This window comes from Isoptericola sp. NPDC057653 (assembly GCF_042799955.1).
Taxonomy (GTDB): Bacteria; Actinomycetota; Actinomycetes; order Actinomycetales; family Cellulomonadaceae; genus Isoptericola.
Genome location: NZ_JBHVHP010000002.1, coordinates 773,844 through 787,890 on the forward strand (window position 1 = coordinate 773,844; position 14,047 = coordinate 787,890).

The window sequence follows — 14,047 nt, forward strand, 5'->3', positions numbered from 1 at the left end:
GCCCCGGGATCAGCCCCGGACCCCGCCGCGGCGCTCCAGCGCGCGCAGCACCGCCTTGCCCGCCTCCACGACCAGCAGGTACCCGAGGGCCACCAGCGCGCAGACGCCCCACTGCCCGCCGTCGAGCGGCGTCGTGCCGAAGATGCGCTCCAGGCCGTCGAGGGTCGTCACCAGGAAGGTCAGCCCCAGCGCGACTAGCATCAGCACCACGAACCGGCCGTTGGCGAGCGTGTCGTGCGACAGGATGCTGGCGCGCTGGTCGCGCCACTCCAGCGCGGCCACGACGTGCAGCAGCGACATCGCGGTCAGGCCCATCGTCGTGGCCACGGTCAGGTCGAACCGCGCCTCGCCGTAGCCCACCGCGATGAGCGTGCCCGTGGCGATGAGCACTCCCCCGACCGCGAGCCGCACCGCGAGCCCGCGACCGATCACCGGCTCGGACGGCGACCGCGGGCGTCGTGCCATGAGGCCCGGCGTGGGCGCGTCGAACCCGAGCCCGATCGCCAGCAGCACGTCGATCGCGAAGTTGATCCACAGGATCTGCAGCGGCGTCAGCGGCGTGCCGGCCGCCACGACGAACACGCCCGCCCCGACGAACGTCAGGATGAAGCCGATCAGCACCACCATCTGGAAGCGGATGTACTTCATGAGGTTGTCGTAGAGGCCGCGCCCGCCCTCGACAGCGGTGACGATCGTCGCGAAGTTGTCGTCGGTGAGGATCATCTCCGCCGCGTCCTTGGTGACCTCCGTGCCGGTGATCCCCATCGCGACGCCGATGTCGGCCCGCGCGAGCGCCGGCGCGTCGTTCACGCCGTCGCCCGTCATCGCGACGATCTCCCCGCGCCGCTTGAGGACGTCGACCAGGCGCACCTTGTCCTCGGGCGCGACGCGCGCCACCACGCCGATCTCGTCCACGTGCGCGTCGAGCTCGCCGTCGGACAGGGCGGCGAACTCGGCGCCCGTGAGCGCCCGGCCCGTGATGCCGAGCTGGGCGGCGATCGCGCCCGCGGTGGTCACGTGGTCGCCGGTGATCATCCGCACGCGGATCCCCGCGCTCGCGCACGCGGCGATCGCGTCGCGCGCCTCGCGGCGCGGCGGGTCCACGATCCCCACGAGGGCGACGAGCTCGAGCCCGCGCACGACGTCGAGCAGGTCGCCGCGCAGGCCGCCGGAGGGCACCGTGGAGCGGGCCACGGCCAGCACCCGCATGCCCTCGCCCGCCAGGGCGTCGTTCGCCTCGAGGACCCGCGCCCGGCCCGCGTCGTCGAGCAGGGCGCTGCCGCCGTCCGCCGTGAGGTACCGGTCGGACCGGGCGAGCAGGACGTCGGGCGCACCCTTGACGAAGCACCGGGTCGCGCCGTCGATCTCGTGGAACGTGGCCATGAACTTGTACTCGGCGTCAAACGGCACCTCCGCGATGCGCGGGTGCTCCCGGCGCGTCTCCTCGACGTCGAGCCCGGCCTTCGCGGCCAGCACGACCAGGGCGCCCTCCGTCGGGTCGCCCACGCACGCGCCGTCGGCCACCACGGCGTCGCTCGCGAGCGCCATCGGGAGGGCGACCTGGTCCAGCGGCGCGCCCTCGTCGCCCGCCGCCGCGAGGATCCGGCCCGTCGTCGAGTAGCCCTCCCCCTCGACGGTGAAGCGCCGGCCCGCGAGGACGAGGCGCCGGGCCGTCATCTGGTTGAGCGTGAGCGTGCCGGTCTTGTCGGAGCAGATGGCCGACGTCGAGCCGAGCGTCTCCACCGACTTCAGCCGCTTGACGATCGCGCCCTCGGCCGCGAGGTTCCGCGTGCCCATGGACAGCAGCATCGTCACGACGGCCGGCAACCCCGTCGGGATGGCGGCGATGGCGAGGCTGATGCCGACGACGAACAGGCTGTCGAAGTCCTCGCCGCGCGCCAGCCCGAGGACGACCACCACCACCAGGGCGACCGCCGCCATCACCGTGATGATCACGGTGATCCGGTCGAGCTGGCGGGTCAGCGGGGTCCGGTCCTGCTCGACGCCGCTGAGCATCCCGGAGATCCGGCCCACCTCGGTGTCCATGCCCGTCGCGGTGACCACCATCTCGCCGCGCCCGCGCGTGACCTGCGAGTTCATGTAGGCCATGTCGGTGCGGTCGCCGAGCGGCGCCTCGACGGCGTCGACCGGGTCGACCGTCTTCGACACCGGCGTGCTCTCGCCCGTCAGGCCCGCCTCCTCGATCTCCAGGGACGCGGCCACGAGCAGGCGGCCGTCGGCGGGGACCTTGCCGCCCGCCTCGAAGCCGACGACGTCGCCGGGCACCAGCTCCTCGGCCGGCAGCTGCACCTGGCGGCCGTCGCGGCGCACGGTCGCCGTCATGACCAGCATCTGGCGCAGCGCGGCCACGCTCTGCGCGGCCTTGCCCTCCTGGTGCAGCCCCATGAGGGCGTTGAGCACCGTGAGGGAGAAGACGACGACGCCGGTCGTGACGTCGCCCAGCGCGACGATGCTCACCACCGCGGCGGCCACCAGCACCAGCTGCATGAGGTCGCGGTACTGGCGCAGGAACGCCTGCCACGGCCGCTCCCGGCGCTCCTCCGCGAGCGCGTTGGGTCCGTAGCGGGCGCGGCGCTCGACGGCCTCCGCCGAGGTGAGCCCGCGCGCCGGGTCGACGCCGAGCTGCGCGCACACCTCCGGCCCGGTCGCGGTGTGCCAGCCGGCGGCGTGCCGGGGGATCTGCGCAGCGGTCATCGCGCCCTCCTCACGGTGCGCGTCCACCCTCACAGCGACCCGGCGCGGCTGCCTCACCCGCCCCGGGTGAGCGTGCCGGCGTGCCCTCCGGCCTGCGGGGACGCGACTACCCCCGGCGGGTGAGGCCCCCTCCGTCGCCCGCGCCGACAGTGGGGGTGGCCGGCCACGCCGGACGGCCGCCCCTGCGACCTGAGGAGCCCGCGATGGACACCTTCTGGGACTGGTTCTGGCTGATGCTCTGGTGGTTCTTCCTCTTCGCCTACCTGATCATGCTGTTCCAGATCGTCAGCGACCTGTTCCGCGACCGGTCGCTCAACGGCTGGTGGAAGGCGCTGTGGGTCGTCCTCCTCATCCTGCTGCCCCTGCTGTCCGCGCTGGTCTACCTCATCGCGCGCGGCCGCGGGATGGCCGAGCGGCACTACGAGGAGCGGATGGCGCACAAGCAGATGACCGACGACTACATCCGGTCCACGGCCGGCACGTCACGGTCCGCCGCCGACGACATCGCCCAGGCCAAGGCCCTGCTGGACTCGGGCGCGATCGACGCGACCGAGTTCGCGCAGCTCAAGGCGAAGGCCCTCACCTGACGTCGGCGGCCCGCGGCGCGGGGCTCATCGGCCCGGCGCCGTCGGGTCGGCCGTGAACGGGAGGCGGAACGCGAGCCGGCCGCCGCCTCCGGTGTTCGTCCCGAGCTCGAGCGTGCCGCCGCGGTACTCGATGCGCTCGAGGTGGCGGCGCAGGCCGTGCAGCGTCGGCGCCGTCTCCGTGGGCCCGGTGCCGTCGTCGTCGACCTCGGTGACGAACACCCAGCGGTCGGGGTCGGCGGTGGGCTCCGCGTCCGCGCGGACCGTGACCGTGCGCGCCCGGCCATGCCGCAGCGCGTTGGTCACCGCCTCCTCGACCGTGTAGATCACCACGAGGCGCTCGGCCATCGGCATCCGCAGCCCCGCCTCGGCCACCAGGTCGCGGTACCGGTCGCCGAGCTCGATCGACGCGTCGACCTGCGGCGGCAGGCGCCGCAGCAGCAGCCCGATCGCCTCCTGCGGCCCCAGGTCGGCGCCGGACGGGAAGACGCTGTGGCTGAGCGAGCGCACGTCGTCCTCGCGGATCTCCTCGAGGGTCTCCGCCCAGCGCCGCACCGCGGCGGCGCGCGGGGCGTCGCCGGCCGCCTCCAGCTGCTCGGCCACCTGGTCCAGTCCCGCAGTCACCGTCACGAGGTGGAACTGCAGCGTGCCGTGCAGCTGGTCGAAGACCAGGCGGCGCACGCGGATCTCCTCGTCCTGGAGTTCCTCGACGGCGCGGGCGGCGCGCAGCGCCTCCTCCTCGCGGCGCTGCTGCTCGGTCCAGGCCCGGTCCACCAGCGACGCGGCGAGCAGGCCTGCGGACATCCCGACGACGCCCGCGGCGAGCCCGAGCGTGCCGACCGCCGCGACGTAAGCGCCCCCGGAAGGCGTGCTGCTGATCGCGGCGAGCGCGAGGATCCGCGGCACCGAGGCGACCGCCGACACGCACGTCACGACGAGGATCCGGGCGGGCCACCGGCGCGCCAGGGCGCGGAAGGCGAGCGTCCCGGCGATGACGACCGCGCCGAACGCCAGGTTCACCAGAAGCACGACCACGCCGTCGACGGCCACTCCGAGGGCGCTGTGCTCGTGCGTGATCGCGGTCTGCAGCCCGCCCCAGCCGGCCCACCCGGCCACGGTCATCAACGAGTACAGGACGAAGTTGGCACCGGCGACCACCACGGCGATCCGCGTGCGGTCGCGCGACGGGACGGCCTGGGCGGCCTGCGCCGAGGCGGGCGCGGCCCGCGCCGTCAGGCCCGCCACGAGCGCCCCGTCTGCTCGAGGAACGCGAGCACGGCCGCGACACGACGGTTGTGCTCGCTGCCGTCGACGCCCAGACGCTGGTAGATCGACTTGAGGTGGCTCTCGACAGAGCGCTCGTTGATGCCGAGCCGGTCGGCGGTGGAGCGGTTCGACAGGCCCTCCGCCACGAGCCGCAGCACGCCGAACTGTGCGGGCGTCAGCGCCGAGACCGCCGACCCGGGCCGCGGCGTGGAGCGCTGCACCAGGTACGGGTCGAGCACCACCTGGCCCTGCGCCGTCGCGACGACCGCGCGCACCAGGACGTCGCGCGCGAAGCTCGATCGCTTGGACAGGTAGCTCCACGGCCGGGTCGTCTCACTCTGGACGGCCGTGAACAGGCCCATGACGTCCTCGCTGGACAGCAGCATGACCGCGAGGCGCGGGTCGGCCCGCTGCAGCGCCACCCCCAGGGAGACCCCGTTGCCGTCGGGGAGGTTCACGTCCAGCACCGCGACGTCGCACGACCCGGGGGTGAAGACCAGTCGGGCCTCGGTCACCCCGGGCACCGCGTGGACGACGTGCAGCGACTCCTCCGCGGCCAGCGCCTGCTCGAGCATCCCTCGCATCAGGGCCTCGTCCTCGACGATGCCCACACGGGTGCGGGGGGTCACCATGCCGCCGATGGTAGGCAGCCCAGGTTGTTCCCCGCCCGATCAGTCGCCGTCCGTGCGCTCCCCGCCCGCGCGCTCCGACACGCGCGCGGGCACCAGCACGGGGCACTCCGCGCGGCGCAGCACCGCCTGGCTCGTCGAGCCGAGCAGGAGGCCGCGGATGCCGCCGCGCCCGCGCGAGCCGACGACGAGCAGGTCGGCCGGGCCGGAGGCGTGGACCAGGACGTCGGACGCGTGCCCCTCGACGACGTCGGCGGTCACGGTCACGTCGGGCTGCGCCGCGCGCAGGCGGGCGACGTCCTGGTCGAGCTCCTCGCGGACACCGCCGAGGACGGAGTCCCGGAAGCCCGGGTCCAGCCACGGGGAGCCGCTCCAGCCCACGAGGGAGACGGCGCGGACGAGCTCGACGGAGGCGCCCCAGGCGCGCGCCTGCGCGAGCGCCGTGTCGAGCGCCGCGTCCGAGGACCGCGAGCCGTCGACGCCCACGACGACCTTGCCGAAGCGGTCCAGGGCGTCGACGGAGAGCGCGCCGTCGTCGTCCGTCTTCGCGCGGCCCGGCACGACGACCGTCGGGCACGCCGACCGTACCGGCAGGTTCGCCGACACCGTGCCGAGCAGCCGCTCGACGAAGCCGCCGGCGCCGCGGGCGCCGATGACGACGAGGCCGAACCGCCCGGACCGCTCCGCGAGCGCCGTCGTCGCATCGGCGACGGTCACCTCGGTGGTGGCGGGGACCCCGGTCGCGGTGACGCGCTCGTGCGCCCGGGCCAGCAGCTCCTCGACGTAGCGCTTCGCGTACGGGTCGTCGACCATCGGGATGTCCTGGGCGAAGCTGTAGCTGCCCGTGAACCCCGGCAGCGTGTATGCGCTGAGGACGTGCAGCTCCACGGCGGCGCGGCGGGCGTAGGCGGCGGCCCAGTCGAGCGCGTGCAGGCTCTCCTCCGAACCGTCGACGCCGACCAGGACGTTCTGCGGTGCGTTCATCTCCACCCCTCGGTGTCGTGGCCGCGGGCGTGTGTCACCCGCGGGTCTGTCGTGGTGGCCTGCCCGACCATCGTGCCCGGGCGGCCGGGTCAGGCGCGGGCGCGGGCGTCGGAGCGCACCACGGGGAACCAGCGGTCCAGCCCGAGGACGGCGAGCACCTCGGTGACGGTGGTCGCCGGATCGAGCAGGGCCACGGGGACGGCGGCCGACCGGCACAGGCGCACGACGCGCTCCAGCAGCGCGATCCCCGAGGAGTCCATGAAGGTCACGTCGTGGGTGTCCACGAGGACGGGACGGTGCCCGGCCACCGCGTCGAGCGCCCCGAGCGCCCGCCTCGCCTCGGCGAGACAGGCCGCGTCGACCTCACCGGACATCCGGACCAGCACCACCGGACCGCGCGCGTCCACCTCGACCGCGGCAGGCGGAGGTGCCGGCAGGGCGTCGAGCGTGCCGTGGGGCGGGGCGCCGGGTACGACGGTGGGCGGGGTGAGCGAGGGACGTCGGTCCACGGAGTGCCTCCGGACGAGCGATCAGGACCTGCACATCCCACGCCCGCTCCACCGGTCCGACGGCGCCGCGTACGTGGTACCACGCATGCTCGGTCCAGGAATCCGCAGCGAGCGCGGTCCGGGCGCGTGCGGGGCGGTCCACCGCGCCCGCATACTGGCCCGGAGGCCGCGCCCGGGCGGCACCCCGACCCGGGCCGCACGGACCCGGAGGAGGTCACCGATGACCCAGCCCGCTCCCTCCGCCCCGCCGGGGCCCGCCGCGGGCGGCCCGGCCCGCGTCGCCGCCGTCGTGACGCTGGTGCTCGCCCTCGCGGGCTTCGCCGTCGCTGCGCTGCTCCCGGTGTACTCCGGGTCCACGGCGGAGATGTCCGGCGACCCTGTCACCGGCGCGGCGGTCAGGACGACGGAGACCACCGCCACGCTGGCGCAGGTGAACGGCCCCGGCATCCTCGTCGTCCTCGCCCTGCCGGTGGTCGTCGCAGCCCTGCCGCTGCTCGCCCGGCGCGCCCGCGGCTTCCTCGCCCTGCGCGTCACGACCGCGGTGCTGCTCGTCCTCATGACCCTGCTCGGCGCCCTCAGCGTCGGGATCCTCTTCGCCCCGGCCGCCGTCGCCGCCGTCGTGGCCGCCGCGCTGCCGGGCATGCGCGCCGCGCCGGCTGCGCCGAGCACGACCGCCCAGCCCGCGTGAGGCGCCCCCCGGCTCTGCGGGGTGCGGCACGATAGGCGCCGTGACCGACGCGGTGAGCGACGACGGACGCTGGTTCACCGTGCGCGACGGTGCCGGACGCGCCGTCACCGCGGCAGCAGCCCGCGCGGCGCTGCGCACGCAGCGCGGTCGGCTCGGCCGGGTCGACGTCGACGTCCTCTCCGACGAGGAGTGGCCCGAGGAGGCGCGGCCCGCCGTCCGCACCGCCCAGCAGCGCCTCGCCGCGGGCGGTCGTCGGGGCACCTCCCTGTCGCTGGACCCCCGCGCCGACGAGGAGCTCGACCTCGCCCTGACGCTCGCGCCGTTCAGCATCGGGTGCTCGGCCGTCGACCACGGCGGGCGTCTCGTGTGGGAGGCGAACGACACGGGCGCCGGCGCGGCCTTCCGGCTCACCTCCGCCGAGGAGGAGGTCGTGCGCTCCGCCGTCGTGGGTGCCGGCGGCGACCCGGGCGACCTGGTGCTCCTGTCCGCGCACCACCTGGGCCGCAAGGGCTTCGCCTACGAGGTCGTGGGCGGGACGGCGCCCGCCGCCGCGCGCTGGACCCCGCCCGCCGGCTGGCGTGCGTACGAGCGCACGGTGCCGGTGGGCTCGGGGCCCGGGCTGTGGGCCGAGGCGTCGGCAGCGGTCCTGTCGTGGGGCGTGAAGACCCGCAGCGGGTTCGCCGTCGACCCGCCGCTCGCCCCGGGCCGGGCGGCGCGGGCGGGCGAGCGCTCCTGGCTCGTCGCGCGGATCGGGCCCCTCCGGGTGCGCGAGCCGGTCCAGGTGGTCGAGACCGTCGTGACGGACCGCCGCGTCGCCCTCGCCTACGGCACCCTCGACGGTCATCCCGTGGCCGGCGAGGAGGCGTTCGTCGTGCACCGGGACGACGACGGGACGGTGCACCTCACGCTGCGCTCCCTCACGCGCGCGGGCCGGGGCCCGTGGCGGGCGCTGTTCCCCGCGGTCCTGGTCGCCCAGAAGGTCTACCGCCGCCGGTACCTCCGCTCGCTCGTGTGACGCCGTCGGACTACGCGCGACGCGTGGTCCGCGTCGCCTCGACGCCACGGAGGCTGGGATCCCCTGAACTCGTCGAAGGAGATGCCATGTCTGAGCAGTCCTCGCAGGCGATCCGGTCGCGCCGCGTCGTCGCGGCCCTCATCACGGTGCTCGTCGCCGTCCTCGGTCTGGCTCCGCTCACGGCGTCGGCGGGCCCCTCGGGCGCGCCCGCCGCCCTCGCGGAAGGCCGCCCGCACGCACCCCGGCCCACGGTCGTCCTCGTCCACGGGGCGTTCGCCGACTCGAGCGGGTGGACCGTCGTCGCCGAACGGCTGCTGGACGAGGGCTACCCGGTCCTGGCCTTCTCGAACCCGTTGCGGGGCATCGAGCACGACGCGGAGTACCTGCGGCAGTTCCTCGCGACGGTGGACGGCCCGATCGTCCTCGTGGGCCACTCGTACGGCGGTGCGGTCATCACGAACGCGGCGACCGGGAACGACCAGGTGAAGTCGCTCGTGTACGTGGCCGGCTACGCGCTCGACGAGGGCGAGACCGTCGCCGCGGCGAACGCGCTCGGCGGGGGCCACACGACGGTGACCGACCACCTGGTGCTGCGGCCCTTCCCGGGCGCCGGGGAGGGGAACGCCGACGCGTACATCGACCCCGAGTGGTACCCGCGGCTGTTCGCCCAGGACCTCCCGCGACGTCTCGCCGAGACGCTGGCCGGTGCCCAGCGACCGGTCGCCCTCGCGTCGCTGCTCGAGCCGTCCGGCGAGCCGGCGTGGAGGTCCGTCCCGAGCTGGTACGTCGTGGCGAAGGACGACCGCACCATCCCCCCGGAGGCCGAGCGGGCCATGGCGAAGCGCGCCGGCGCGACGACGGTGGAGATCCGCTCCTCGCACGCGGTGATGATCAGCCATCCCCTCCAGGTCCTGCAGGTCATCAAGGCGGCCGCGAGGTAGCCACCTCGGGCGTCGCAGCCCCTGACCGGGCCCTGCCCGCGCCGCACTGCGGCGTGGGCGGGGCCCGGCGCGGGTGATCTTCGTGCTCGGCCGCGCAGCCGTGGGAGCGCTTCCTTATCCTGTCGCTCGTGCACGGCACCGGCGGCCTGCTCGGCCGCGAGAGCGAACAGCGAAGGGTCGCCGAGGTGATCGGCGCGGCCCGCAACGGGCACGGCAGCGCACTCCTGGTCCTCGCCGAGCCCGGCATGGGCAAGACGACCCTGCTGCGCGACGCGTCGCCGGGGCCCGGGGCGCGGGTGCTGCGCCTCGACGGCTACGAGTCGGAGTCGTCCATGCCGTACGCGGCGGTCGAGCGCCTCACCGGACTGCTGCGGGAGCACCTGGCCGAGATCCCGGAGCGGCAGCGCCTCAGCCTCCGGGTGGCCACCGGCGCCGCCGACGGGCCCCCGCCGGACCGCTACCTGGTCGGCCTCGGGGTGCTCAGCCTGCTCGCCGCCGCGAGCACCAGGGCCGGCCTGCTCTGCGCCGTCGACGACGCGCACCTGCTCGACCGCGAGAGCCTCGAGGCGTTCGCGTTCGTCGCGCGCCGCCTCGGCGCGGAGCGCGTGGCGCTGGTCCTGGCCGGCCGCGAGGAGCGCGGGCTCGACGCGGTGCTGCGCGGGGTGCCGGTCCTCGCCCTCGCCGGGCTGTCGCCCGAGCCGGCAGCGGCGCTGCTGAACCGGTCCGCGGCCGGGCCGTTCACCCCGACCGCCACCGCCGCGATCGTCCGCGCGACGGACGGCAACCCGCTGGCCCTGGTCGACCTGGCGGCCGATCCGCTGCTGCGGGAGATGACCGACCTCGGCCTCGGCCCCGAGCCGGTGCCCGTCGGGCAGCACCTGGAGGCCCACTACCTGCGCCGCGTCATGCACCTGCCACCGGAGTCGCAGCGCTGGCTCCTGCTCGCGGCGACCGACTCCACCGGCGACCTGGAGCTGCTCGAGGTCGCCGGTGCGGCCCTCGCCATCGATCCGGCCCGCGAGGACGACGCGGAGTCGGCGGGCCTCGTGCACCTCGAACCGGCCGTCGGGTTCCGGCACCCCCTCGTCCGCTCCGCCGTGTACGGGTCGGCGTCCCGGGCCGAGCGACGGAGGGTCCACGGCGCGCTGGCGGAGGCCGCCGCGAAGCTCGGCCTCGTCGAGACCGAGGCGTGGCACGCCTCGCACGCGGCGAGCGGGACCGACGAGGCCGTCGCTGAACGCCTCGTGCGCGCCGCCCACCTCGCGGCACAGCGTGGCGGTTCGTCGTCGCGCGCCAGCATCCTCGCCCGTGCGGCCGAGCTCACGCCGGCCGGGCGGGTGCGCGGCGAGCGGCTGGTCGGGGCCGCCGAGGCCGCCCTGGAGGCGGGCGCCGCCGACGTCGCCGTGCGCCTGCTCGCCGGCGTCCGGGACGAGGGCCTCGACCGGGTGACGCGCGGCCGGGCGATCCTCGTCCGCAGCGCCGCCGCCCTGTTCGTCGCAGATCCCGACGGCGTCCGGGCGGCCACCTCCGACCAGCTCCGGGCGGCCGACGAGTTCCACGGCCACGACGTCGAACGGGAGCAGCGCGCCCTCCTGCAGGCCTTCGAACGGTGCAGCAGCGCGGACCGGCTCCTCGTCGGGGTCGACGTCCCGACGCTGGGACGCCGGCTCGCGGCCGGGGCCGAGACGCCCGGCGCCGCCTCCGTGATCCTGCGCGGCGTGTCCGCACTGATCCTCGAGCCGTACGACCGCGCCGTCCGCCCGGTGCGCGAGGCGTTCGACGCGATCCTCGCGCTGCCGGACCGGGACCTGCTCCACCTGGGGACCCTGATCGCGGCGATCGGCGCCTTCCTCTGGGACGAGGCCGGGCGCCGGACCGGGCTGGATCGGGCGATGCGCGCCGCCCGGGACGCGGGCGCCCTGCAGGCGCTCGACACCCTGCTCTGGGTCGGGGCGCTGTCGGAGCTCATGGGCGGCACGGTGGGCCGCGCCCTCTCCTTCGACGCGACGGTCCGCGAGGTCCGCCGGGCGATGGGCTACGACGGCGAGAACGTCGTCAACGCCGCGGTCATGGCCTGGAGCGGCAGCCCGGAAGAGACCGTGGAGGCCGTCGGCCAGGGCGCCGCCGCGTCCGGGTGGGGCGGCGTCGAGGCGTCCGCCACCGCCGCCCTCGCGGTCCGCAACCTCGCCGAGGGGCGCTACGAACGGGCCTTCGCACGGCTCCATCCCCTCGTCGAGGACCCGTTCCTGCAGGTCACCCCGCTCCACTACGCCGACTACGCCGAGGCGGCCGTGCGGAGCGGTCGGCCCGAGGACGCGGCACGCGCCGCAGCCGCCCTCGACGCGCGCGCGGGGGCGAACGGGTCCGCATGGTGCCGCGGCCTCGCCGAACGCGCCCTCGCCCTCGCCGGCTCCGACGACGACGAGTCCCACTACGCGGCGTCGGTCGACGCGCTCTCACGCACCGGCGCGACCGTCGAGCTCGCACGCTCGCACCTCGTCTACGGCGAGTGGCTCCGGCGCGCCCGGCGACGGCGGGACGCCGCCGCGCACCTCCACCTCGCCCTGGACCACGCCACCCGCAGCGGCGCCGCCGTCTTCCAGGGCCGGATCCGCGCCGAGCTCGAGGCGGCCGGCGGCACGGCGGGCGCGCCGGCGCCCAGGTCCGGCCAGGACCTGACCACGCAGGAACGCGCCGTCGCCACGATGGCCGCGGCCGGACGGACCAACGCCGAGATCGCGGCCCGCCTGTTCCTCAGCCCCCACACCGTCGACTACCACCTGAGGAAGGTCTTCCAGAAGCTCGGGGTCACGTCCCGGCGACAGCTCTCCGAGCACTTCGACCCCGTCGCCCCGTAGGCCGGAACCTCGGACTACGTGAACCACGTGGTCCGCGCGGGGCCGCGCACGGGGACGCTCGGAGCGTCCTCGTCCCGATCAGCGCAAGGGAGGCACACCGTGCCCTACATCACCGCAGACGACGGTGCCGAGATCTACTACACCGACTGGGGCACCGAGGGGACACCCGTCCTGCTCAGCCACGGCTGGCCCCTCAACTCCGACGCCTGGTCGGCCGCCGCCCTGTTCCTCGCCGAGCACGGCCACCGCGCCATCGCGCACGACCGGCGGGGCCACGGACGGTCGAGCCGCACCTGGGACGGCAACGAGATGGACACCTACGCCGACGACCTGGCGTGCCTGGTCGACGCGCTCGACCTGCACGACCTCACCCTGGTCGGTCACTCCACCGGCGGCGGCGAGGTGGTGCGGTACGTCGCACGGCACGGCACCGACCGCGTCGCGCGCGTCGTCCTGGTGTCGGCCGTCCCGCCCCTCATGGTGCGGACCGACGACAACCCCGACGGGCTGCCGATGGAGGTGTTCGACCAGATCCGCGCGGGCGAGCGCGCGGACCGGTCGCAGCTCTACCGGGACCTGGCCGACGGGCCGTTCTTCGGTCACAACCGCCGCGGCGACGTCGACCAGGGCTTCCGCGACGCCTTCTGGCTCCAGAGCATGGCGTGCGGGCACCGCGCCGCCTACGAGTGCATCGCGGCGTTCTCCGCGACGGACTTCCGGCCCGACCTGGCCAAGATCGACGTCCCCGCGCTCGTGATCCACGGCGACGACGACCAGATCGTGCCCTACGACGTCGGGGGGAAGCGGTCGGTCGAGCTGATCGCCGACGCCCGCCTCCTGACGTATCCGGGCAGCGGCCACGCCCTGCCCGACACCGACCGCGACCGGTTGCACGCGGACCTGCTGGCGTTCATCGACTCCTGAGAGGGACCCCACGACCATGAGCTCCGACACTTCAGGCAGCACCGCACCCGACACCGTCGTCCTCATCCACGGCCTCTGGATGACCCCCCGCAGCTGGGAGGGCTGGGTCCAGCACTACCAGGAGAAGGGCCTCACCGTCGTGACCCCGGCCTACCCGGGGTTGGAGGTCGAGGTCGAGGCGCTGCGCGAGGACCCGCAGGTCATCGCGGACCTCACCGTCCCCGAGACCGTCGATCACCTCGCCGGCGTCATCACCGCCCTGGACCGCCCGCCGATCATCATGGGCCACTCCTTCGGCGGCCTCCTCACCCAGATGCTGCTGGCCCGGGGCCTCGGCGCCGCGGGCGTGGTCATCGACTCGGCCCCGACCGAGGGCGTCCGGGTCACCCCGCCGTCCCAGGCGAGGTCGATCTTCCCGGCCCTGAAGAACCCCGCGAACCGCCACCGTGCGGTCGGGTTCACGCCCGAGGAGTTCCACTACGCGTTCACGAACACCCTCTCGGAGGAGGAGTCGCGCGCGGTGTGGGACCGGTACGCGATCCCGGCTCCCGGACGCTGGGTCTGGGACTACGGCCTCATCGCCAACTTCAAGCCCGGGCACCAGGAGACCTGGGTGGACTTCTCGACCGACCGGGCGCCGCTGCTGTTCATCGCCGGCGAGCAGGACCACATCATGCCGGCCTCCGTGAACCGGTCGAACGCCAAGCACTGGGAGAAGTCCCCGGCGCTCACCGAGTACTACGAGTTCGAGGGCCGCGACCACTGGACCTGCGGCGCGCCGGGGTGGGAGCGGGTCGCCGACCACGCCCTCACCTGGGCGCTCGAGCACGCGCAGGGGGCCGAGCGCGCCACGGCCTGACACCGGCCGAGGCGGACGCGCCGGGGGCGGCACCCGCCCCCGGCGCCGCACTGTGCCGCCGCGGGGGCGTGTCAG

12 protein-coding genes are annotated in these 14,047 nt (G+C 75.2%); 7 read left to right on the forward strand and 5 right to left on the reverse strand.

Annotated elements, in window-relative coordinates; genetic code table 11:
• Positions 1–9 precede the first annotated feature (9 nt).
• Complete coding sequence (locus ACFU9A_RS14765; RefSeq protein WP_430576033.1) at positions 10–2,715, reverse strand: cation-translocating P-type ATPase; 2,706 nt, start codon at positions 2,713–2,715, stop codon at positions 10–12.
• A 203-nt stretch (positions 2,716–2,918) separates the two neighbouring features.
• On the opposite strand from ACFU9A_RS14765, the gene ACFU9A_RS14770 reads away from it, so the two are divergent.
• Entirely contained in the window at positions 2,919–3,302 is a 384-nt protein-coding gene (locus tag ACFU9A_RS14770) for an SHOCT domain-containing protein (protein WP_430576034.1), read from the forward strand.
• Positions 3,303–3,326: 24 nt separating this feature from the next.
• Here ACFU9A_RS14770 and ACFU9A_RS14775 read toward each other — a convergent pair whose 3' ends face one another.
• From ACFU9A_RS14775 to ACFU9A_RS14790, 4 genes are all read right to left on the reverse strand, one after another.
• Positions 3,327–4,544, reverse strand: a complete 1,218-nt coding sequence (locus ACFU9A_RS14775; protein WP_430576035.1) for a hypothetical protein — start codon at positions 4,542–4,544, stop codon at positions 3,327–3,329.
• Positions 4,532–5,197, reverse strand: coding sequence for a response regulator (locus tag ACFU9A_RS14780; protein ID WP_430576036.1), 666 nt, complete (start codon positions 5,195–5,197; stop codon positions 4,532–4,534). Before ACFU9A_RS14780 ends, ACFU9A_RS14775 begins: the two co-directional genes overlap by 13 nt.
• Before the next feature lie 39 nt (positions 5,198–5,236).
• Complete coding sequence (locus ACFU9A_RS14785) at positions 5,237–6,178, reverse strand: universal stress protein (protein ID WP_430576037.1); 942 nt, start codon at positions 6,176–6,178, stop codon at positions 5,237–5,239.
• An 89-nt stretch (positions 6,179–6,267) separates the two neighbouring features.
• Entirely contained in the window at positions 6,268–6,687 is a 420-nt protein-coding gene (locus ACFU9A_RS14790; protein ID WP_430576038.1) for an STAS domain-containing protein, read from the reverse strand.
• Positions 6,688–6,907: 220 nt separating this feature from the next.
• On the opposite strand from ACFU9A_RS14790, the gene ACFU9A_RS14795 reads away from it, so the two are divergent.
• The 6 genes from ACFU9A_RS14795 to ACFU9A_RS14820 all read left to right on the forward strand — a co-directional run bounded on the left by ACFU9A_RS14795 (position 6,908) and on the right by ACFU9A_RS14820 (position 13,972).
• Positions 6,908–7,375, forward strand: coding sequence for a hypothetical protein (locus tag ACFU9A_RS14795; protein ID WP_430576039.1), 468 nt, complete (start codon positions 6,908–6,910; stop codon positions 7,373–7,375).
• 40 nt (positions 7,376–7,415) lie between these two features.
• Positions 7,416–8,390 (forward strand): DUF1990 family protein, encoded by a 975-nt coding sequence (locus tag ACFU9A_RS14800; protein WP_430576040.1) that lies wholly within the window; start codon positions 7,416–7,418, stop codon positions 8,388–8,390.
• An 86-nt stretch (positions 8,391–8,476) separates the two neighbouring features.
• On the forward strand, positions 8,477–9,331 hold the full coding sequence (locus tag ACFU9A_RS14805; RefSeq protein WP_430576041.1) for an alpha/beta fold hydrolase: 855 nt from the start codon (positions 8,477–8,479) through the stop codon (positions 9,329–9,331).
• Between the two features lie 128 nt (positions 9,332–9,459).
• Complete coding sequence (locus ACFU9A_RS14810; protein WP_430576042.1) at positions 9,460–12,189, forward strand: LuxR C-terminal-related transcriptional regulator; 2,730 nt, start codon at positions 9,460–9,462, stop codon at positions 12,187–12,189.
• Between the two features lie 99 nt (positions 12,190–12,288).
• Positions 12,289–13,113: an alpha/beta fold hydrolase gene (locus tag ACFU9A_RS14815; RefSeq protein WP_430576043.1), complete on the forward strand. Its 825-nt coding sequence runs from the start codon at positions 12,289–12,291 to the stop codon at positions 13,111–13,113.
• Positions 13,114–13,129: 16 nt separating this feature from the next.
• The gene (locus ACFU9A_RS14820) at positions 13,130–13,972 is read left to right on the forward strand and encodes an alpha/beta hydrolase (protein ID WP_430576044.1); all 843 of its coding nucleotides are present in this window, start codon (positions 13,130–13,132) and stop codon (positions 13,970–13,972) included.
• Positions 13,973–14,047: the final 75 nt, after the last annotated feature.

Coding starts and splice junctions, on each gene's coding strand:
- ACFU9A_RS14785 (WP_430576037.1), bottom strand. CDS start 6,178: ATGAACGCACCGCAGAACGTCCTGGTCGGCGTCGACGGTTCGGAGGAG.
- ACFU9A_RS14805 (WP_430576041.1), top strand. CDS start 8,477: ATGTCTGAGCAGTCCTCGCAGGCGATCCGGTCGCGCCGCGTCGTCGCG.
- ACFU9A_RS14795 (WP_430576039.1), top strand. CDS start 6,908: ATGACCCAGCCCGCTCCCTCCGCCCCGCCGGGGCCCGCCGCGGGCGGC.
- ACFU9A_RS14765 (WP_430576033.1), bottom strand. CDS start 2,715: ATGACCGCTGCGCAGATCCCCCGGCACGCCGCCGGCTGGCACACCGCG.
- ACFU9A_RS14780 (WP_430576036.1), bottom strand. CDS start 5,197: ATGGTGACCCCCCGCACCCGTGTGGGCATCGTCGAGGACGAGGCCCTG.
- ACFU9A_RS14820 (WP_430576044.1), top strand. CDS start 13,130: ATGAGCTCCGACACTTCAGGCAGCACCGCACCCGACACCGTCGTCCTC.
- ACFU9A_RS14770 (WP_430576034.1), top strand. CDS start 2,919: ATGGACACCTTCTGGGACTGGTTCTGGCTGATGCTCTGGTGGTTCTTC.